At 41.8% G+C, this 20,962-nt stretch carries 20 protein-coding genes; 13 read left to right on the top strand and 7 right to left on the bottom strand.

Annotated elements, in window-relative coordinates; translation table 11 throughout:
* Positions 1–584: 584 nt before the first annotated feature.
* From ACED59_RS22280 to ACED59_RS22260, 5 genes are all read left to right on the top strand, one after another.
* Complete coding sequence (locus ACED59_RS22280) at positions 585–1,748, top strand: threonine/serine exporter family protein (RefSeq protein ID WP_009845522.1); 1,164 nt, start codon at positions 585–587, stop codon at positions 1,746–1,748.
* Positions 1,749–1,927: 179 nt separating this feature from the next.
* A complete protein-coding gene (locus tag ACED59_RS22275) occupies positions 1,928–2,266 on the top strand; it encodes a zinc ribbon domain-containing protein YjdM (RefSeq protein ID WP_004731484.1) in 339 nt (112 codons plus the stop codon).
* A gap of 135 nt (positions 2,267–2,401) precedes the next feature.
* The gene (locus tag ACED59_RS22270) at positions 2,402–2,824 is read left to right on the top strand and encodes an N-acetyltransferase (protein WP_017099021.1); all 423 of its coding nucleotides are present in this window, start codon (positions 2,402–2,404) and stop codon (positions 2,822–2,824) included.
* A 47-nt stretch (positions 2,825–2,871) separates the two neighbouring features.
* On the top strand, positions 2,872–3,366 hold the full coding sequence (locus ACED59_RS22265) for a GNAT family N-acetyltransferase (RefSeq protein ID WP_017099020.1): 495 nt from the start codon (positions 2,872–2,874) through the stop codon (positions 3,364–3,366).
* Positions 3,367–3,486: 120 nt separating this feature from the next.
* Entirely contained in the window at positions 3,487–3,957 is a 471-nt protein-coding gene (locus ACED59_RS22260; RefSeq protein WP_017099019.1) for a GNAT family N-acetyltransferase, read from the top strand.
* A 46-nt stretch (positions 3,958–4,003) separates the two neighbouring features.
* Here the strand turns inward: ACED59_RS22260 and ACED59_RS22255 are convergent, their stop codons facing one another.
* A complete protein-coding gene (locus ACED59_RS22255) occupies positions 4,004–5,113 on the bottom strand; it encodes a helix-turn-helix transcriptional regulator (RefSeq protein ID WP_017099018.1) in 1,110 nt (369 codons plus the stop codon).
* 20 nt (positions 5,114–5,133) lie between these two features.
* Here ACED59_RS22255 and ACED59_RS22250 point away from each other — a divergent pair, with 20 nt between their 5' ends.
* Positions 5,134–7,140: a TonB-dependent siderophore receptor gene (locus tag ACED59_RS22250; protein ID WP_017099017.1), complete on the top strand. Its 2,007-nt coding sequence runs from the start codon at positions 5,134–5,136 to the stop codon at positions 7,138–7,140.
* Between the two features lie 172 nt (positions 7,141–7,312).
* On the opposite strand, the gene ACED59_RS22245 is transcribed toward ACED59_RS22250, so the two are convergent.
* From ACED59_RS22245 to ACED59_RS22220, 6 genes are all read right to left on the bottom strand, one after another.
* Positions 7,313–8,257 (bottom strand): ADP-ribosylglycohydrolase family protein, encoded by a 945-nt coding sequence (locus tag ACED59_RS22245; protein WP_017099016.1) that lies wholly within the window; start codon positions 8,255–8,257, stop codon positions 7,313–7,315.
* Positions 8,258–8,449: 192 nt separating this feature from the next.
* On the bottom strand, positions 8,450–9,376 hold the full coding sequence (locus ACED59_RS22240; protein ID WP_017099015.1) for an amino acid ABC transporter permease: 927 nt from the start codon (positions 9,374–9,376) through the stop codon (positions 8,450–8,452).
* Positions 9,377–9,509: 133 nt separating this feature from the next.
* The gene (locus ACED59_RS22235; protein WP_012600468.1) at positions 9,510–10,319 is read right to left on the bottom strand and encodes a transporter substrate-binding domain-containing protein; all 810 of its coding nucleotides are present in this window, start codon (positions 10,317–10,319) and stop codon (positions 9,510–9,512) included.
* 12 nt (positions 10,320–10,331) lie between these two features.
* Positions 10,332–11,129 (bottom strand): amino acid ABC transporter permease, encoded by a 798-nt coding sequence (locus tag ACED59_RS22230; protein WP_009845515.1) that lies wholly within the window; start codon positions 11,127–11,129, stop codon positions 10,332–10,334.
* A complete protein-coding gene (locus ACED59_RS22225; protein WP_017078274.1) occupies positions 11,129–11,875 on the bottom strand; it encodes an amino acid ABC transporter ATP-binding protein in 747 nt (248 codons plus the stop codon). The genes ACED59_RS22230 and ACED59_RS22225 overlap by 1 nt, the downstream gene beginning before the upstream one ends.
* 225 nt (positions 11,876–12,100) lie before the next feature.
* Positions 12,101–13,249, bottom strand: a complete 1,149-nt coding sequence (locus ACED59_RS22220; protein WP_017099014.1) for an iron-containing alcohol dehydrogenase — start codon at positions 13,247–13,249, stop codon at positions 12,101–12,103.
* Between the two features lie 193 nt (positions 13,250–13,442).
* On the opposite strand from ACED59_RS22220, the gene ACED59_RS22215 reads away from it, so the two are divergent.
* The 7 genes from ACED59_RS22215 (at position 13,443) to ACED59_RS22185 (ending at position 20,897) form a co-directional block, all read left to right on the top strand.
* Entirely contained in the window at positions 13,443–14,327 is an 885-nt protein-coding gene (locus ACED59_RS22215) for an AraC family transcriptional regulator (RefSeq protein WP_009845512.1), read from the top strand.
* A gap of 665 nt (positions 14,328–14,992) precedes the next feature.
* On the top strand, positions 14,993–16,240 hold the full coding sequence (locus tag ACED59_RS22210; RefSeq protein ID WP_017099013.1) for a RidA family protein: 1,248 nt from the start codon (positions 14,993–14,995) through the stop codon (positions 16,238–16,240).
* A gap of 215 nt (positions 16,241–16,455) precedes the next feature.
* Positions 16,456–16,869: a lysozyme inhibitor LprI family protein gene (locus tag ACED59_RS22205; protein ID WP_017099012.1), complete on the top strand. Its 414-nt coding sequence runs from the start codon at positions 16,456–16,458 to the stop codon at positions 16,867–16,869.
* A 101-nt stretch (positions 16,870–16,970) separates the two neighbouring features.
* Positions 16,971–17,327, top strand: a complete 357-nt coding sequence (locus ACED59_RS22200) for a hypothetical protein (protein ID WP_017099011.1) — start codon at positions 16,971–16,973, stop codon at positions 17,325–17,327.
* A gap of 94 nt (positions 17,328–17,421) precedes the next feature.
* The gene (locus ACED59_RS22195; protein ID WP_017099010.1) at positions 17,422–17,574 is read left to right on the top strand and encodes a hypothetical protein; all 153 of its coding nucleotides are present in this window, start codon (positions 17,422–17,424) and stop codon (positions 17,572–17,574) included.
* A gap of 1,023 nt (positions 17,575–18,597) precedes the next feature.
* Positions 18,598–19,938 carry an EAL domain-containing protein gene (locus ACED59_RS22190; protein ID WP_371705130.1) on the top strand — a complete coding sequence of 447 codons (1,341 nt, stop codon included), beginning with the start codon at positions 18,598–18,600 and terminating at the stop codon, positions 19,936–19,938.
* 128 nt (positions 19,939–20,066) lie between these two features.
* Complete coding sequence (locus ACED59_RS22185) at positions 20,067–20,897, top strand: hypothetical protein (protein WP_371705131.1); 831 nt, start codon at positions 20,067–20,069, stop codon at positions 20,895–20,897.
* The last annotated feature ends 65 nt before the right edge of the window (positions 20,898–20,962 follow it).

Genomic DNA, 20,962 nt, shown 5'->3' with positions numbered 1-20,962 from the left:
GAATCGAACCCGCATCATCAGCTTGGAAGGCTGAGGTAATAGCCATTATACGATGTACGCACATCGTCTTAACGAGTTTGATAATGCCACATCTAACTGAAAACGAAACCTTTTTCTTTCATTTTTATTCTAAGTGCTCGCATAACCACCACTCCGCTAGTTTTTCCATCATGTTCGGCGCTTTTAGAGTGAATAAAATGTGACTAAACTCTCGTTAAACGTAGGGCGAGAAACAACAAAGAACCCTCCACTCGTTCTAAGACCCATTCAGTTGGATTTATAAACCTATTTTAGTGGTGTTTTCTCATCATAAAATCAACATAAATACAGGCAATTTGACCGTTAACATAAACTGATTTCCATTCGTATTTTGATGCCCAATAATAACAATCTGGATGCATTGTTTTAACTTGCCAGTCTGCCAAAGTATTCATCAAGCGAATACGAAGCGGGTGGAGTTATAGGCTCCTCTAAGCGTTCGAAGGAAAAAGTAACGAATTTAGTTGATAATTCATGCAAAACTCTCGTCATTACGTCTATCGTTTGGTACATTTGCCGCACATTTTGTCTCCCCTAAAATTCCCATGCCTTCTCAGTTCCGAATTAACAAAATTGTTGAAATTGGTGACACTCTTCATCGCAGTGGTTGTGCTCCTTACAAGCTAGAGAAATACACCCAATTCTATGCAAAAAAGCATGGTGTTGATGTGATGATCCAAGCAACGCCAACCGCGATTAATTATCAATTTCCAGACGATAACAACGCCGTTATTCTTAAGCGTCTAAAGCCTGCTTCGATTAACTTGAGTTTGTTGGCCAATACCATCATTCGTATTAACCAACCGAGCAGTGAGCCTGTGCCAGAGCCTGTCGGTTACTCTAAACTTGTGACGGCACTGGCCAATATGGGTATTCCGCCAGCGTATCTGATGCTAATTGGCAGTACGTTAGAAGCGGTTGGCTTTTCTGCATTACTGGGTCTGATGGTTTGGGTATGTCAGCAAGTTCTTCATTCACGTCGCGCTATTGCGGTTGAATTCATCTCGGCACTATTAACGGGTATCTTCGTGGCATTTTTGGCAAGCACAGGGTTGCCGATCCCGGTGTGGGCGTTATGTATCGCTTCGATTGTCTTGTTTGTCCCCGGGTTATCCATAGCCAACGCACTAGAATGTTTGGCGTTTAATGATCTCGTCTCTGGTACCAGTTTGTTAGGGCAGAGCGCATTAACCCTGATAAAGCTGTTTGTCGGGATTATTATGGGGCTCAACATTGGTGAAGCGATATGGGGACAAGCGGTCTCCATTGACTATACGAATGCGGTTCCGACATGGATGCACATATCTGGTTTGGTGTTGATCTCGGTGTCGATTGGTGTGATGTTCAATGCGCGTCCTAAAGACATCTTACTTGGCTTGCCAGTGGCAGTTCTGGGTATGTGGGGGCCGTTCTATCTAGGTTTTGACAGTGGTTGGGTTGTCGGTACTTGGGTTACGACGGTTCTTATTACTTTGTACGGGACTTGGATTGCCAAGAAGATGGAGCTCACGGGCTCTATTTATATCGTGCAGGGGATCATCATCTTGGTTCCGGGTAGTCGAGTATTAGTGAGTGCCAGCCAGTCGGTGTTTGAACAATCGATTTTACCTATTCCGAGTATTGGTTTGTCGGCGTTGTTCATGTTCTCTGCAATTGTGGCAGGGCAAATCACCGCTTACTCGATTTACTCACCAAAAGTCGAACGTTAATCCGTTCCGCCTCCCAAGCCCTTAAACAAACACAGCTTAGCGGCTGTGTTTGTTCGTTTTAGGTACTGCTCTTTTCTAAGTTAAATTACGCTACTGAAAATTGGTTCGATTTGTGCTCGCTAAGCCTAACAAGAGTCATTAAAATGGACGCAAATTTTATTTAAATGAAGTATTAACGTATGTCTTTACCTCCTTGTCCGCAATGCCAATCTGAATATGTCTACCCAGACCAAAACAACCTAATCTGCCCTGAGTGTGCCTATGAGTGGAACCCAGAAGAAGAGCGTTTAGAAAGAGAAGCCGCGCGTGTTAAGGACGTAAATGGCGTTGTATTGGAAAGTGGCGATAAAGTTACCTTCATTAAAGATCTAAAAATTAAAGGCAGTTCTTCTGTACTGAAAATCGGCACTAAAGCGGTAATCAGACGAATAAATGAAGGCAAAGATCATCAGTTAGATTGCAAGCTTGATGGTGGTGGTGAAATGCTCGTTACAGCGAAGTACGTTAAGAAGCAGTAGCGGCCAATGGTACTGATCTATCATTGCCGTTCAATAATTCTGACTGGGACATTGTCGTAAATCTTCAATAGGTTTAAGTCGCTTCTTGGCATACTGGTTCGCCTATTAAACAATATTAATTGCCTGAGAATTAAGATGATTAGAGAGTACAACCCCGCTGATATTGAAGCCGTTTTAGATATTTGGTTAACCGCCTCGATCAAGGCGCATGACTTTGTGGCTCCTGAGTTTTGGGAGTCGCAAGTGGCTAACATGCGCGACCTATATATTCCGGCATCAGCAACTTACGTATATCAAGTCGACGGTGAGGTTCGTGGCTTTTATTCGCTTTATGAAGGGATCTTAGCGGCGATCTTTGTCAGTACAGAACATCAAGGCAGTGGTATTGGTAAGCAGCTTATTCATCACGCGAAGCTTGAATGCCCGAACTTGTCATTGAATGTGTATAAAGAGAACCAAGCGACGATTGAGTTCTACTTGTCCCAAGGATTCTCTATTGTGAGTGAACAAGTTGATGAACATACAGGGCATCAAGAATACACCATGCACTTAGCTTAGGCTTGATAGCTAAACCCGAAAGAGCAGTAACTAGGAATCGAAACTATATGGACATGGTCAAAGCTGATATTTCGCACTCAAGAGCCTTTCATCGCTATGTGAATGCTTGCTCTGAGGATGGGTTAGATATTTATACAGGTATTTCTGACAGTAGTGATGCGTATTTAAAAAGGCGAGTCGCTTATTCAAAAGGTGAGGAACTGCCAGAAGGTTGGACGCCTGCTTCTACGTATTTTTGTATCGACTCTGGTCAAATCCTTGGTGTCATAAGAGTTCGTCATGGCACCAGTCCGTACATTCACGATGTCATAGGACATATCGGCTATGAGACCCTGTCACAAGCAAGAGGGCGGGGTATCGCAAGTCATATGTTGTCTTGGGTTCAACGGCACGTATTGTCCGAAAGCGCTATTATTACGTGTGAGAGGGGCAATATTGCTTCGCAAAAAGTAATTGAGAAGTGTGGTGGGCAGTTCTTAAATACCTTTTACTCAGAGCAAGATAAGCACGAAGTTCTACGCTATCAACTAAACCCTAAATGAACACTGAAACATGGCACCTTCCAATTCTCACTTGCTTGTCGTGAGCGAGCTTTTTGGAAATGAAGCCGCTGTCGTTTTTTATTTATTGGCTATAGTTCATTGATTATTGTTGGAGATATTTTGAAGTATTCGACAAGACCCGCTCAGTCATCAGATTATGAATTTCTGTTCGAGCTAAAAAAGGCGGCTGAATTTGAGCCAATCAAAGCAGTTTTTGGCTGGGATGAGCAGATTCAGCGAGATATACACGCCGAAGAGTGGGCAGAAGAACGGCCTGAAATCATTGAATATCAAGGTAAAGCGATTGGTTGTGTGTTGTTGCAAGACAAGGGCGATCACTTCTATTTTTGCCGATTCTTCTTGCTGCCTGAGTATCATGGAAAGGGAATTGGTAGCCAAGTACTGAAAGACTTCTTAACTAAGGCTGATTGCTTAACTAAGGCTGACAGCCTCAATAAACCCGTCGAACTATGCTATTTACAAGGTAATCGAGTTGGAGATTTGTATCTGAGGTTTGGATTTGAAATTACTTCGCAGAATGACCAGTTTGTTTATATGTGGCGATCACCTGGCCAACATAACGGATGTTAAATCTATCCTTTTAAAGTTATAGACGGATAGTTTTATATCAATGTAACTAAGTCTTAATCGCTATACCTTGTGGCGGCACACCGAAGGTTTTCTTAAAAGCGTTGGTGAAATTAGAAGGGTGCTGATAACCCGCTTCATAGGCGGCCTCGGTGATTGAAACCAACCCTCGTTCTAAATGCTGGCGTGCGATCTGTAATCGTCTCAAACGGATGTAACCGTTGATTGTCATGTTGTATGACTGCTTAAAACGCCTTTGAATATTAGATACACTCATCGAAAAATGCTCAGCAAGCATTTTTAGGCTCAGCTCTTGGTCGAGATGAATTTCAATAAAGCAGATTACAGCCTCAATTCGTTCGTCATAACTTTGATGTTCAATGTTAGTTACACGTGTCGCTGGTTTTATTATTTTTGGTTTAGTTTGGTGAGCCAGACAGCAAGTTTGTGGTAGTTGATGCATCGAATTCTCAAGGATCTGTTGAGTTAAGGATTCTATATGCAACTTCTGATGGAAGTTATGGGGTGAAGAGCAAGTCGTCAATTCTTGTGTCAGCTTCCAGATTTCTTCCGTCACTTCTAATTGGAAGTTGGCATTATGTGTATTGATGAAGTTTCGGCATTTACACTCTTCGGTTACTCGAGATTCGAACCATTTTGGTTTGACTAAGATGTTAATCTTATTGAGTTTATTGCTTGCTGTCATCACTCGACGGAAATTGGCGGGTTTAGTGAGGTTGACCACCACACCTTGAGGTTGATGAGTGGCATCGAGATCAAATTCGAGATCATCGTAACCAAATGACAGCTTACCTTCCAAAAGAATGGTGATCAGAACTGAAGCGTGAGCGGTAGAGATGATCTTAGTATCGACGAGCTCAATACAGCGGCCACCGTGGATAAATATTAGTTCATTATATTGATAAGAAAGAAATTTCCCCTCAGCCAGTGATGTCTGTGTAGTTTGACCTTGTGTGACAATAATCTGCTTTTCTGTTTGCTCCAACTTTTTAGTCAGAGTGACTTTGCCAATTTTAGCCCGTTTAGACGTTACTTCACTCATTTGACCGTTCCTCATAACAGCTGTGCGTTTTTGCATAAGCAAATCATCTGTGCATTTATAGGTTACAATCCTATCATGATTGATAATTATTATCATTTACATCTAGGATTGAATCTATGGAAAGCCCAGTCAGATCAACAATTAAGCTTTCAGCCCTCTATATCGCAATTGCCAGCACGTTTAGTAGCTCTGTTATGGCCGAAGAAAGTACATCGCACTTCGATGAAGTTGTGGTTTGGGGAACGAAAGTCTCAAGCAACACTGAATCGATCATTGCAGATGACATGTCACTGAAGCAAGCTGACCATATGTCAGATTTGCTGCGCGAAATCCCCGGTGTTGATGTTGGGGGAACGCACTCGATCAACCAGCGAATTACGATTCGCGGCCTAAGCGAAACTGACTTAGACATTCGATTAGATGGCGCTTCTCAGCACGCCAACATGTTCCATCATATTGGTAATTTGACTCTTAACCCTGACATATTGAAATCAGCGGATATCCAAGTAGGTAACAACTCGGTGACGCAAAATGGGTTAGGCGGTTCAGTGCTGTTTGAAACCAAAGATGCCAAAGATCTACTTCGCTACGACGAGACTTTTGGCGCTCGTGTTTATGGCGGGTATGCCACGAATGCAAGCCAGCAAGGTTCACTTACTGTGTATGGTTTGTTGTCAGATAACGTCGATGCCATGCTTTACAGTCATTACATGAGCCGTGACAATTTTGAAGATGGTGATGGTACTGAAACCTTTGGCTCAGAAGGGGATGTATACAATATTCTAGGTAAGATTGGTTTTGAGCCAAGTGACTTACACCGTTTTGAACTCTCTTATGATATGTACCGTGATAACGGTGATTACAGTCCACGCCCTGATATGTCCGGTGGTACGAACGTGGGTTTGTCTAAAAACATCCTCATTCCCACCGATTACAACCGTGACACCATCACGGCCAGCTATGAGCTGCGTGGTGAAAGTCATCAAGGTAACGTGACTCTATACAACACGGAAACTGAGATTCAGCGAGATGAAAGTGTTATGGCACCACGTTGGCCTTCTAATCGCTTATCCAAAAACACGGCTAAAAACCAAAACTTTGGTCTCAACGCAAAGTTCCAATCCGATTATCGCCTGATGTCGTTTGATAACATCGCGACTTATGGCTTTGACTATATGGACAAGTCATCGAGCAGCTATTACGGCAGCAGCAAGTTTATGGACGAGTCAGCAATCTCTACAGCCCTTTTTGTTGAAGATCAGTTCTACTTTACTCAAGCATTCTCGGTCACGGCAGGGCTTCGTTTTGATGATTACCAACGTAAAGCAGAAGTTGGTAGCGAAGATTTTGACGATGTAACTTGGTCGTTGGCCACTCAATGGGATGTTACTCAAGATTGGACGCTGTTCGCGAGTACACGTTCGTTGTTCAAAGGCCCGGAGTTGATGGAGAGCTTTATTGCTTACCAAGATGTCGCTTATTTGGCTAACGATCTGAAGGCTGAGACAGGGCAGAACACGCAAGGTGGTGTCCGTTTCGATAAACGCTTGGATAATCACTTTATTGGTGCCAACCTGACAGTATTCCAAACTAATATTGATGACTATATTGCCGAAAAGTATCAACGTGCAAGTAAGAGTTATTTGATTTATAACCTAGGTGACGTTGAGATAAAGGGCTTCGAGGCGAGCTTATCTTATGGCTACGAGAGGTTTAACAGTAAGCTGTCTTATGCGCTTTCAGAGACTAAAAATAAAGACACAGGCGGTGCAGTCGCAGGTGGCAATGGTCGAAGTATTGATATGGGTGACAGCATTACGCTGACACTCGATTATCAGTCTGAAGCGCTTGAGACTATCTTTGGTTGGAATTCGATGTTTGTTAAAGACGAAGACAACGTATTCGATGGTCAGCCGATCAAAGAAGGCTATGACGTTCATAACCTGTTTGCTCAGTGGGTGCCATCGAATCTTGATGGATTGTCTGTTACCTTTGGTATCGATAACGTGTTTGATGAGCAATACACCTCACACGCTTCTCGTTCAGGTACGGCAAGAGGCTTTACCTTGGATGACTATGAACCAGGCCGTAACTACAAGCTTTCTGCTGCTTATCAGTTCTAGAGAAGGCTTTAGCGTTTAGGTTTGGTTAGCGCAATAAACTGGCGGTCGTAGAGATCCGGAAGGGGTATTGCTCGAAATTGAAGTTATCCGTTTAAGTCATTCTAGTGAAAAGAAAAGCGCCTCTCGAGCAAGGAATCGAGAGGCGCTTTCGCCTTATTTGTTATTGTGGGAATCACTCAATCGGCAAAGACAAAACACCCCCATTGAGTTCGACTTGGTTTAGCCATTCTGTTGGAATCGCTCCGTCTTCTTCATAGAAACACGCCGCTAATACCGCACCAATCACAATCGCACGACCGCAGCTGTCACCACCACACAAGATATTGTCGCGAATGCCTTGTTGATAACTCTGAGCACCCGCAATGATGCGTATCAGCAAGGGAAATGCGGCACTCAGTTCACAATGCAATCCAAACTTCTTCGCGGCATCTGTTATTGAAAGCTCAGGTTCAGCCAATGCTTCATCGATTTGATCATGTATAAATCTGCTGCAAGTTTGTCGCACCATTTCTACGGACTGTAATGGTGAGTTGCCTTGAATCGCTGCTTGAATCAACAGGGTGATGGTTTGCGCCCATTCCACGGCTTTGTCGTTGTTGTTGGTCACTCGTACCGCGCTCTCTACCATCGCTGGTAAGGTGTGAGAGGTATAAGTACAGGCTACTAATGGAATGATCTTTGAAACTGCGGGGAGCTGCGTATCGTCTGCGCCACAGGCAGTAATCGGGGCGCCCTCTAGTTCTAATTGATGGATGTTCAGCAAGCTCATGCGCGTCGCTTTATCAATGTAGCCTTGCCAACTACCACCGAAATCAAACCATTTGCGGAAATGTTGAATATAGCTCGCTTCATCGTATTTTTGGTTGTCGACTAAACTATCGACCATCGCCAATAACTGAGCACCGTATTGCGAGTGCTCACCGGACGTTTTTCCTTGGTGCGCAAAGTAGCCTTTGTCTTGATAATCGAACTGATTCGGTGAGCGAAATTCTGGCTCGAAACCAGCCACGTGTAAGATCCTCTCTTGGTCATACAGCCAGTGCAACCCCATGGAAGCGGCGTCTCCAACCAATGCGCCGACAACGGCGTAAAAAGCTCTTTCTTTATGATTGTCCATGCTGAGTGATGCCCTTGAGAAGAATCAACGTAGTTCGATACTTCAAGTATAGTGATTAGACGAGTATTTCGCTGTGTTTCTAAGAAGAAATATGAAGGGATAAATCCCGATTGGTCAATAGCTTAAACCAATCAGGTGAACTTGATAAGGGAAAGGAATGGTCGGGCGAGTCGGTACTATTAATTAATGACGTTACTGATGGTTAAGGTAAGCACTAGAACGTTGTTCAATCACTTTGAACAGACGCGAAAGCGCAAAGCATAAAGCAAAATATACGAAGCCTACAATCAGCCAGATCTCGAAGATCAACCCCGATGAGTTTGCCATCTCAGTACCAACAAACGTCATCTCTTGGATCGAAATCAGAGACACAATCGACGTGTCTTTAACCAAGGAGATTGCTTGGCCTGCCAATGGTGGGGTGATGGCAGTTAATACTTGTGGGCCAACCACAAATCGATACTTAGACAATGCAGACAAGCCAAGCGAATCGGCCGCTTCCCATTGGCCTTTAGGAATACCTTCTAAACCCGCTCGAATCACTTCCGCAATGTAAGCCGAAGAGAGCAAACCAATACAGATAACACCAGACGCTAAGTTTTCCCAAAGGTTAGTAGGACCAAACAGAAAGGCTTGAACAGCGTTAATCTCGCCATTGTGTTCACGTAAGATACTTTCTAAACCAAGTAATGGAATCAGTTGGTTAGAAACGAAGAAATAGAATATGAAGACAAACACCAGTGGCGGAATATTTCGAACCAACTGGATAAAAATCAGTGCCGGTGTTTTGAAGAAAGCGATCTTTGAGTGTCTTGCTACACCTAACAATGTGCCAAAAGAGAGTGCTAACACCATACTCCAGACACTCAAGCGCAGTGTAGCGATCAAGCCTTGGAAGAAGTAGGGAATACTGCCTTGAGAAGGTGGAATGAAAATTAGGGTAAACGCATCTTCCCAGCGCCACTGGTAGTTGATACCAACAGCAGAACGATAATAAAGCCAGCCTGAAAACACACAAATGACAGCGAGTAACACGCCATCCAAAAGGTTAAGGCGTTGATACCAAGGCTTCATATAAACGTTGGGCTTAGGTGTTGTTAATGCGCTAGTACTACTCACGTCATTCCTGTTTAAACAATAATAATTAGTAGGCTGTTTTGTTGAGTTTTAGATCATCATTAAAGCGAATCAAGTTGCCGAATCGAGGCAGTGCAGACAACGCACTGCCTCGATTCACTAGCAAAAGTTCTGATTACTGACCTTGAGCAATCTGGTCTTGCCAATCTAGAGTAGAGAACCAGTACTCGTAACGCTCTTTCAACCAACCATCTTCAGTACGTGCTTTGATCCATTCGTTGAAGAATTCTGCCTTGTCAGTTTCACCTAGGCGAACTGCAAATGCTTCGTTACCTTTTGATAGACGCTCTTCAAATGGAATAAATAGCGTGTCTGCGTTTTTGATCGTTTCGTGTTCTGGTTTCGGGCTAGACGCGATAACCGCGTGTGCGTTGCCGTTCAATACTTCTTGGAATGCTTGAGCATCGTCATCGAACTGTAGAACTTTCGCTTTAGGGAAGGTTTCACGAGCGACTTGAACCGTGAATGCTCCACGACGTGCTGCAATTTTTACGCGGCGAGAATCAAAATCAGAGATCTGAGTAAAACCTTCCGCTAGCTCTTTGTTAGCCGCCAGTTGAACGCCAGAGTGCGAGTAAGGTTCAGTGAACAATACGCTTTTGGCACGAGCTTCAGTGATAGACATACCGCCGATGATTACATCAAATTTTTTCGATAATAGAGAAGGGATAATACCGTCCCATGCCGTAGGTACAAATTCGACTTTCCAACCAGAATCTTCGGCAAGGCGTTTCGCCACGTCGATTTCAAAGCCAACGAGATCGCCTTGTTTGTTACGCATCGCCCAAGGAACAAATGTCGACATACCAACGCGCAGTGAGCCACGTTCGTTGATTTTATCGAGGTTAGGCGTTTCAGAAGCAAGTGCAGGCAAACTTACGGCAAGCGCAAGTAGGGCTGTAATCGCGGTTTTAAATAGCTTCATGCTGATAAATCCTTATTGTGTTCGCCAGTTAGCCCCGAGCTTATGCTCAAGCCAAGCAGCAACGGCAGAAAGTGAAAGTGTAAGAGCAAGATAAATGATCGCCACAGAGAACCAAATCTCGAATGGCATCGCGGTTTCAGAAACAATGTTTCTGGCTTCAGTCGTCAGGTCAAAAATAGCCATGACACTCACAATTGAAGAGTTTTTAATAAGAGAGATCACTTCATTGGTCAAAGGTGGCAAGGTGCGTTGCACCACCTGAGGAAGAATCACATCCCAGTAAGTATAGGTCTTTGATAAGCCCAAGGATTGAGCTGCTTCAAATTGTCCTCTCGCAATACCATTTAAACCGGCACGAAATATCTCGGCGGTATAAGCGCCTTGGAAAAGTGCCAAGGCTAAAACGGCAGTGCTAAAGCGATCGAGCCCTAATACGGGGCCAAATACAAAATAGAGCAAATAAATTTGTACTAATAACGGCGTGTTACGAATCAACTCAACATAGCTGGTGGCTAAGGTGCGTCCAACCACAGAATTTGAGTTTCTCAATAGCGCTGTCGTTAAACCAATGATCAACGTAGCGACCAAAGAAATCAAAGAGATATTGATGGTAACCAGTAGCCCTTCAACTAATTCTGCTGGCCACCATTCACCATCTTCATAGAAAGCAATATAGTCCGGCACGCGCTCCCATTGCCAGCTGTATCCCATGGTTTGTGCGCCAGAGTCGAGAATCCAAACAACAGCAGCCACCAGTACAACAATCTGTACTAAAGCAGATAGGGCGGGTTTAATAATTCGAATCAACATTAATAAGTCAGGATCTGATTTAGGAACGCTTGAGTACGTTCATGTTGAGGGTTTTCAAAGAGCGCTTGTGGCGTATTCGATTCCACAATTTGTCCTTCATCCATGAAGATAACGCGGTCGGCCACTTGTTTCGCAAAGCCCATTTCGTGGGTCACGCACACCATGGTGATACCTTCGCTCGCCAGTTCAACCATCACGTCGAGCACTTCGTTAATCATCTCCGGATCAAGCGCTGAAGTCGGTTCATCAAAAAGCAGTAATTCAGGCTTCATGCACAGCGAACGGGCGATAGCTACACGTTGTTGTTGACCGCCAGAAAGTTGCACTGGGTATTTGTTGGCTTGTTCAGCGATGTGTACGCGCTCGAGATAGTGCATTGCAATCTTCTCAGCTTCTCGTTTGCTTTTTTTCAGCGTACGAATCGGCGACAGAGTTAGGTTTTCAAGCACGGTAAGATGGGGGAATAAATGAAAATGCTGAAACACCATTCCGACTTGGCCAGGTGTGTTAAATTTACTCGGAAGTACTTGTTCTAACACGCAAAGCTCGCCACTTTCGAAAGGTTCTAGCTGATTGATACAACGGATTAAGGTTGATTTACCCGAACCTGATGGCCCGCAAATCACCACTATCTCTCCTTGTTCGATATTTAAATCGATATCCTTTAGGGCATGAAAATCACCATACCACTTGTTAAGTGACTTAAACTTAACCATTTCCTTGAGATTGTTCAAATCGTTGTTCATACCTAGTAAAGAGACAGGTTTACCTTACCAATATAGAAATCTGAATGCACATAAAATTAAGGACTTATGAGAATTTAATAGCATCTTGTAGGGCAAATTAAAAAGCAGCGCCCAAAATGAACGCTGCTTTGTTTGTACGAAAGAAATAAGTAATGGGTTCAGTCAGATGTAAAAAATCATCTTTGTGTGACCATTGCCTTTGCTTTCTCTCTACTTTAGCAATTCTTAGTGAATAGCAGACTCTAAAATCTCACGCGTTTTCTCTGGCGTGATTGCTTGGTTTTCGCCAAGTTGCAGGTAACCGTGTGATTCAAGTTGAGCAACAACGTTGTCGATTGCTGCCGCTTTCGTTGCTTCGTAACCGTCGAACACGGTTGGAACGTCTAGGCTGTGGTAGAAGGCTTCGATTGCCGCGATTGTACGCTCGGCTAAATCAGCACCCGCTTCTAGGCCAAATACGTTGCGACCCATTTGCTCTAGCTTGCCACGCTTCGCTTCGATTTGATTACGAAGTAGTGAAGGTTGAACAATCGCAAGAGAACGTGCGTGGTCTACGTGCCATAGTGCTGTGAACTCATGGCCAATCATGTGTGTTGCCCAATCTTGAGGAACGCCAGTACCAATCAGGCCGTTAAGCGCTTGGTTTGCAGTCCACATTAGGTTTGCACGCCAAGCGTCGTTGTCACGCTCGTCGTATTGCTTACCCAGTACAAGTAGGTTCTTAAGCAGTGTTTCTGCGTAACCGTCTTGAACCATCGCGTCTGTTGGCATTGTGATGTATTGCTCACATACGTGAACCCACGCATCAACTAAGCCGTTGATCAGTTGGCGTTCAGGTAGAGACTTCATTACATCTGGATCCATAACCGCGAACTTAGGTTGTACTGCAGGGTTCATGAACGCCAGTTTCTCTTGAGTCTCTTTACGAGTGATTACAGCACCCATGTTAGATTCAGAACCTGTCGCAGGAAGTGTCAGTACCGCACCAATAGGAGTTGCTTCAGTAACTTGGTGTTTGCCCGCTAGGATATCCCAACCGTCGCCGTCGTATTTAGCCGCTGCAGCAACGTATTTAGAACCGTCGATTACTGAACCACCGCCAACGGCGATAATGAATTCTACGTTTTCTTCTTTAACAAGAGCGACGGCTTTATCTAGCGTCTCTTTCGTTGGGTTAGCTTCAACACCAGCGAACTCAATCCAAGCGTGATCCTTGAGAGAAGCGACAACTTGGTCGTAAACACCGTTGCTTTTGATTGAACCGCCACCGTAGATGACTAGTACTTTCTTCGAAGTATCAACCGCTTGGCTGATAGCGTTGATTTGGCCTTGGCCGAAGTGGATAACTGTAGGGTTAACGTAAGTGAATTGCATTAGAGATTCCTTGTGTAAAGCTCAATTTGTTATTTTATTTGATTGCTCAATTTCTATATTTGCATATTAGTACAGTAATCTAGGGTGATGAAGAGCTGATCCTCCAAATAAATTGCCTATTTCTACAAAATTGATATTCTTTCTCTGCTTTAGCTTACTTACTCTTAGCACTTGGAATGGAAAGTCGCCACTTATGAAAACACTCGCGCAGTTGTTACAGTCTTATGTAGAACACAAAGGTTGGGATGATCTCGAAGGGATCAGAGAAACTGAAATTGGCGGTGTGTGGTTGTATAGAAGCAGTGGCGGGAATCAACGTCAGCCATTCACTTACCAGTCGGGTATTATCATGCTCGGGCAGGGCAAAAAGAACATCTATATTGGCGATAGACCCGTTACTTACGCTGCTGGTGATTATCTTGTGGTAGGCGTGCCAATGCCATTGGAGTGTGAAGCCTTACCTGTAAATGGCGAACCATTGCTTGGTTTGTCGATAAGCATCGATTCTCAGCGCTTGCACAGCTTAGTCAAAAAGCTGGAAGACCAAGGCTTTCTAGAGAGCTACTGCAACAAGCACAAGCAGAATTCGAGCGGCTTAGAATCGACGCCAATGGAAGAGCAAATGCTGGAGAGCTTTACTCGATTGGTCAAAACTCTACATTGTGACATTGAAGCCAATATATTGGGCGATGCCATGGTCAGCGAAATTGTCTACCGCGCCCTAACCGGTTCAGAAGGGCGTGTGCTGTTTGATTTAGCTCATCATGACGGCCATTATGCACGTGTCGCCAAAGCGCTGTCTAAAGTGCATGAAGAGTACGACCAAACCATCACTGTTCAATCGCTTGCCGACGAAGCCAACATGAGCGTGTCTGCCTTCCACAATGCATTCCGTAATGTCACCTTTGAATCCCCTCTTCAATATTTGAAGAAGGTAAGACTCAACAAAGCCAAAGAACTGATTCAGCTAGAAGGCCTTCGCATCAGCGATGCTGCTCGCCGAGTCGGCTACTCGAGCCCATCCCAATTCAGTCGCGAATTTAAGCGCCACTTCAATACCACTCCAAGAGCGGTTTAGATCTTCTTTCAACGAAACTATCTGTTGAGAGCTATGGTGTTGAGAGCTATGGTGCCAAAAGCTATGGTGTCGATTGCTCTTCGTTGATGCCATCGTGATTCCTGAAAGTCCCATGTCTTGGCTGAACACAATACTTCTCATGTCATCCCCCCTGAGTCTCATATTTGTTGAATTATATGAGTAAATGTATCTAATCATAGGCATTGTCAGATTGTAGGTATTTGATTCTCGAATATATTATTAACGTACTTATATAAAATAAGCTCTCGAAAATAATTAATTAAATAGCCTAAGAGTTTATGCACGGGTATAAGGGATAAAGTTACTAACCTAGCTAGTAACGGAGTTTTAGTGTGAACAACCTATCAAATATCATCTAAATTTTGGTAATTATCCTTTCAATTACCTGAGAGAGTATTCAGGATTATTGAATAGACTTAAAATTAAAGAGAATTTAGCAGTTGATAAAGCCTAATGTGACGGATAATTAGTCGCTTGATGACTAATTATCCTGTAACTTGCTGATTTATAGTCAACTGAGAGTCTGATGTATATCACGTTTACCCTAAAATAATTCACTTAACATGGCGCTACTTTAATCATTCTTTCCAATACGATTGTTAAATATAAATACGTATTCCGATATTATTAAAAGGATAATTCCGATGAGTAGCGATATCATTAAAATTTCAAGAAATACTGAAAATGCACCAATTAATTCTGTATCTACACAAACGGTCGCTTTTTCTCATTATAATAACTTTTCTGCTCAACTGCCTGTTGACCCTAAAACAGGTGAAATAGTTATTGGAGATATTAAAGACCAAGCAGCACAATGCTTGAGTAATATTAAATCTATTGTTGAAAGCATTGACCATGTTATGGATGATGTCGTAAAGATCAATATTTTCGTTAAGAATATTTCTGATATCGATACTATTGATGAGGTTTACGCAAGCTTCTTCAACAACAGCCTGCCGACACGTACAGTCGTGGGTGTAGCTGCGCTACCGAACAGTGACGCTTTAGTTCAAATGGATGCTCTTATTTCAAACGGCGAAGGTACTAAACCACAAGCACCTTGCGCACTAGTTAAGGTCTCAAGAAAAACAGATAATGCGCCTCAAAGTGCTGTATCGACGCAGACAGCGGCTTTTTCTCACTACAACAACCTTTCAGCTCAATTGCCTATCGATGTAAATACAGGTGAGTTGGTTTCAGGTGGTATCACAGAGCAAACGACACAATGTTTAGCAAACATTAAAACGATTCTAGAGAGTATCGGTCATGTCATGAATGATGTGGTTAAAACGACTATCTACGTGAAAAATATCGCAGATGCGGAAGTGGTAAATGAAGTATGTGCTAAATTCTTCCCAAGCTACGTTCCTGCTCGTACCGTTGTTAATGCTGCTGAACTACCAATGGGCGCTTTAATTCAAATTGATACATCCGTTTCACATGGTGACGGTACACCGCCGCAATTACCAGAAGACACTCGCTTACTGGTTATTGAAGCTAATAATACTGTTGCTGCACCATTCATGCCTTATTCGCACACCGTTGCTTTCTCTCACTACAATCATATTTCAGGCCAATTACCTTTAGACCCGAAAACAAATGAAATGGTTGCTGGTGGTGTAAAAGAGCAAGCGGAACAATGTTTACAAAATATTAAGGCGATCATTGAAAGTGTTGATCATTGTATGGACGATACTGTGAAAATTAATATTCAGCTTAAAAATGTTTCAGACATTGATACAGTGAACGAGGTCTACACAACATTCTTTAATGCTGAATTACCGGCAAGAACGGTGGTTGGGGTTTCAGAGGTTCCTATGAATGCTCTAATTCAAATTGATGCAGTCGTTTCCAATTGCGAAGGTACACCACCACAAGATGTTATTGCTTAAACATAATTAAACCCACTTCAAACTAAGCGGTCAGATTGTCGGTGATGATCTGATCTGCTCCTTCTTTAAATTGTCGGCTTGTGCCGAACACTCTCATACCGTTAAAAATAGTTAGTTAAACGTTTAGCTAGCCTGAGCCCGAAGAAATGATCAATACTGGTGATTCGAACTACTGCTTGTCGAGTAGATATCGAAGATTTTGAACTGTATTGGAGATGCTTTTGAAAAAGTCATTAATTGTACTGGCGTTAGTTACTACATCTTGTTTCGCTGTTGATGATGAAGACCCTTGTAACGTTGAAGGTGGAGGGGTTACTGCAGGTTATCTGTGTGTCGAAGAGAAAATGAAAGTAGCAAACATCGATCTCAATAAAACATATCAAGAAGCCATTATGCGAATAGTCGAGGAAGAAGCCGAATTGCAAAAAATCGAGTTTCACATCGATCTAGAAGGACCTTTCCGAAGAGCTCAACAAGCTTGGTTGAAATACAGAGACGCAGATTGTGAATTTATAGGTCAAGCGTATACGCCTTCCGTTTGGGCCGGGGTTCAAATCGAAGAGTGTAAGCTAAGAATGATTTTAGAGCGTATCGAGTATTTTGAAGGTATCTATTCAGTTCCAGATTGAAGAAGCTTAAACTTGATTCTGGGTAATTAAGTTGGGGTTCATAGAAGCGATGTACCAAGAACCGAAAATAGAATTAGAATGTGAGAAAGAAAATTAAGTGTATGCAATTTCGAGTTATTTTATTGTTGTGCCTAGCGATAGTGGGGTGTTCATCTAATCAAGAGCTAACACCTGATCCGACAACTATCACGCTTTTTTATGGTGAGACGTCGATCTCGGCGGGTGTGTTAGAAGATAAAACATTTAATTCGGTTCTAGCCAATAGAAGAGAGAGTGTTACTTTCTCGGGCTCACTATCAAAACAAAACTCAGGTTACTTAGTTGATATCTTAGTGATCAGAGAAAATAGAGCACCACGTTCAAAGCGCCAATTAAACACCTTACTTCTTATGAAGCCGGGAGAGTTAGTGGATGTTGGCGGTGTGAACAATGATGTGTTCAGAGTCATTTTAGAGTAACAATCCCGAAGTAATCAATTAATGTAAAATTTTTCTTTACCTCAACCTAACTTCAAGTCTTAAGCTTCTCTTACCCAATAAGAAGGAGCTTATTATGCAAAATAACTACGTAAAAGAACTCGCCGTTAAAACTTACCAAGAAGAACTTCAGAAAGAGTACGTTAAATCTAAAGCTAGACCATTCCACGGCCCGAGTTTTATCGGCGGCGTACTGTTGTCAGTCGTGTTGGTTGGGTTGTTTTATTGACTTGAAAGCGTACAGGCCATTGAGATAACTTACTGCAGGATACTGATAGCCGAATTGTTGTGAAAGCTAAAATAATCAGAGGTACCGAGATAAACATAGTAACCTTAATTGCGTTATCTTCTACCGATGATTTGGCAAACTCACAGTAATACTGGCCAAATATATCCAGCGACTACCCATTCGACAGTAGCTTAGTGTAATTACACTAAACTATTCATTGCAGATTGCCTTGACCAGCCTTTATGTAGCTTTACTACCTCAGTGCTGATTCGTACTGGATGATTCTGCTAATACCTACAACAACGTTAGCTGTTGACGACTTTACGTCGCTATGAACTATGACTCTTCGTTAGTTTCCCCATCATCAATTATTGTTCAGTTAATTATACAGAACGACTCCCTCTTTTATTTAGTTTTATCCATCAAAATGTCCTGTTCTCCTTTCAATTGAGATTTCCCATCTATTCAGATAGTTGAGGTTAGGATTAGGTGTTTGCGTTAGGACTTAACTTACCCTCTAGCGTGCATTTGATTAAATTTATGGTTTGTTTCACTTCCAAACAGATTGGTTTCATCAAGGGTATGCAGTGATGTAACCCAGATAAAGTTGCTGATTTCAATCCCTCCCCATTAAATATCGCGATCACTGTCAGTTTTTTATAGCGTAAATAAATACTAAAAAAAGCGATGCTATCATTACCCCCCTGAAATGGCACTGTGGCGTAATTTGGTGGCTATTATGTTATGAAGTTGTCGGGATATTACGGGATGTACAATATGCGGTTAGTGGTGTTTTCGTGCATGATATTTATAAATTTGCACAATTACACTCAATTCAAGTAGATGACTATTAAGTGGTCAGATTTGTTTTTATTTGTGTGAATCTCATAAGTAAGAATACAATCATTCTGTTGCATCGCAAAATGCGATGCATATCACTTTATTCGGGGTGCCGTGTTGTCTACTGTTAATTTACTTTGTCTGTTTTTTATTACATTACTAATAATATGCACATCATTTCATATGAAGTCGTCGGAAGGTAAAAAAAAGCTATCTTTTGTTCAGCAAAGACTTGAACGAGAACAAAATAAACAAAGGCTCAAACGTTTTTTCTGTGAAGAAACAGATTTACCTAACATCAACTATATTCAAGAAAAATTATTAAGAACAAACAGAAGTACCTACAAGATCATGCATGTAATCTGTGTTGGGAGATCTGCAGATTTCTATAAGTTTTTCGATTCAAAAACTAGTCGAATAGTTAAAACAGAATTACATCACTACCTAAGTGAGACACTTTCACCAAGGGTTATCGGTTTGTTTGAAGACAAATACATTGTTCTTGTATTTGAAAGCGATACTCCCTGGGAAGAAAAAAAAATCCTTGAGCAGCAACAAAAAATTCAATTCTCTTTGCCTCATGAAAAGAAAGTAGGCGATAAAACCCTAACTTTTGATTATTCTCTTGCTAGCATGATCCTATCTAATTTTGATAAACCCCAAGATAAAAATCAGTTGTTTAGAAGAATGGCTTACAGTGTTAAAAAGTCACTTCAATCTATTGATGGTGCCTACATATATAACATTAATGACTATGAAAAAAACGTTAGAACCCGTTCGGTAATCCAAGCTTTACATCACGATATAAAAAAGGGAGGGACTCAGTTCGAGCTTTTTTATCAACCCGTCGTTTATAGTATGAATACTTCTAAAGAGTACCTTTGGGAAATATTGCTTAGGTGGAAACGCACAGAGTTCGGAGGTCCTGGTGTATTTATGCCATTATTGGCAACGGAGCCGCACCTACATTACTCATTAACCATTATAATTTTTAAAAAAATAATTGAATACGCAAAAAACACTCAAGATACACTTCCTAATATCAGTGTTAACATTAGTCATGCAGATTTAAGTATCGTTGACTTTTATGATGATGTAATGGAATTAACCAAATTAGTTCCAGAGTTAAGAAGTAAGATAGTATTTGAAACAGTTGAATATAGTGAGGGTCTTTTACATAGTTATGCTAAAGAAAATATAATTGCTCTTAAAGGGGCAGGTTTTCGATTTGCTATTGATGATTTTGGATGTGGTTACTCCAATTTTAACCTTTTATCAGAAAAATATTTTGATTTTATTAAGCTAGATAAGTCGTTACTACAAAAATGTCAGGAAGATATTGTGGCCAATGAGACACTTAAGTTTATGGTTAAGCTATCTGAGCGTATTGATGTAACCTTGATTGTCGAAGGCGTTGAAAATCCTCAACATCTACGACTACTTCCAAAAAAATCTAACATCTTATTCCAAGGCTTTCACTTTTCCAAACCAAGAAGGTTAATTAGCAATGTGAAAACAGGTTGATATATGTATGGATAATAATATGTGAAGGGCTGTAAATGACATTAAACAAAATCGAATTCGTTAACTAATTTAAGAGTATTACTATTTTAATATTTTTAAATCTCAACAAATAATAGAGATCCATTTAAATGAAAATGAAAATGATGATACCAATTTTGTGCGTTCTGGCCTTATCAGCTTGTGGTGGCGGCGGTGATGGTGGGAGTAATCCGACAATTCACAAAAAAGCTACTGGAAAAGTAATCGATGGTTATATTGTTGGCGCTACCGTTTTTCTAGATATAAATAATGATGGTAAGTATAACGCAAACACTGAACCTAGAGCTTTAACTACAAAAGGTGGTAGTTATGAGTTTGACCTAAATGAAACCCAAGATAAATGCCTTGGTTATGCTCCAACGATAGTAGATGTTCCTGTTGGCGCTATTGATGAAGATTTGGGGCCTGTGAAAAATGCTTATCGTATGGTCTTACCCCCTGAATTTAAAGAACAGGTCGATTTCAAAAACCGTTTTATCACCCCTTTAACTTCATCTTTATGGGCGACAGTAGAAACCAGTAATGGTAAAAGTAACTATACGTGTCAGGATCTAATGAGCGATATAGAAAAACAAACTAAACAGGCCCAAGCGTTAGAGCATGCTCTTACAGAAACAATTCGCACATATAATATTTCTGAGGCTAAAATTTATGGTGACTTTATTGCATCTGAAGATAGTGACCTTGCCTTAAAGGCCCAAAATATCGTAACAGGTCTAAAGAAATCGTTCACAGATACAAAAGATTTACAACAAACCAACCCCAATAGCTATGTGCAAGTTCATTACTACTTCAAAGATGAAAACGGCGCTAGGAATTGGTATAAAAAGGTTTATATTTCTTCTCTAGGTACTAATCAATCAGCAAAGCAAACAACCACAAAAATGAGCGATGATTTGTTAACAGAGGTGGAAGTGTGATCCGCACCAAAAGTTTTGGACACTGAGTTAAGTGAGTACAATCACTAACGAGGTGAACAATGACA

This window comes from Vibrio sp. FF266, from assembly GCF_041439695.1.
Classification (GTDB): Bacteria; Pseudomonadota; Gammaproteobacteria; order Enterobacterales; family Vibrionaceae; genus Vibrio; species Vibrio tasmaniensis_A.
The sequence above is the reverse complement of the archived record's forward strand: the minus strand, read 5'-3'. Positions and strand labels throughout refer to the sequence as shown.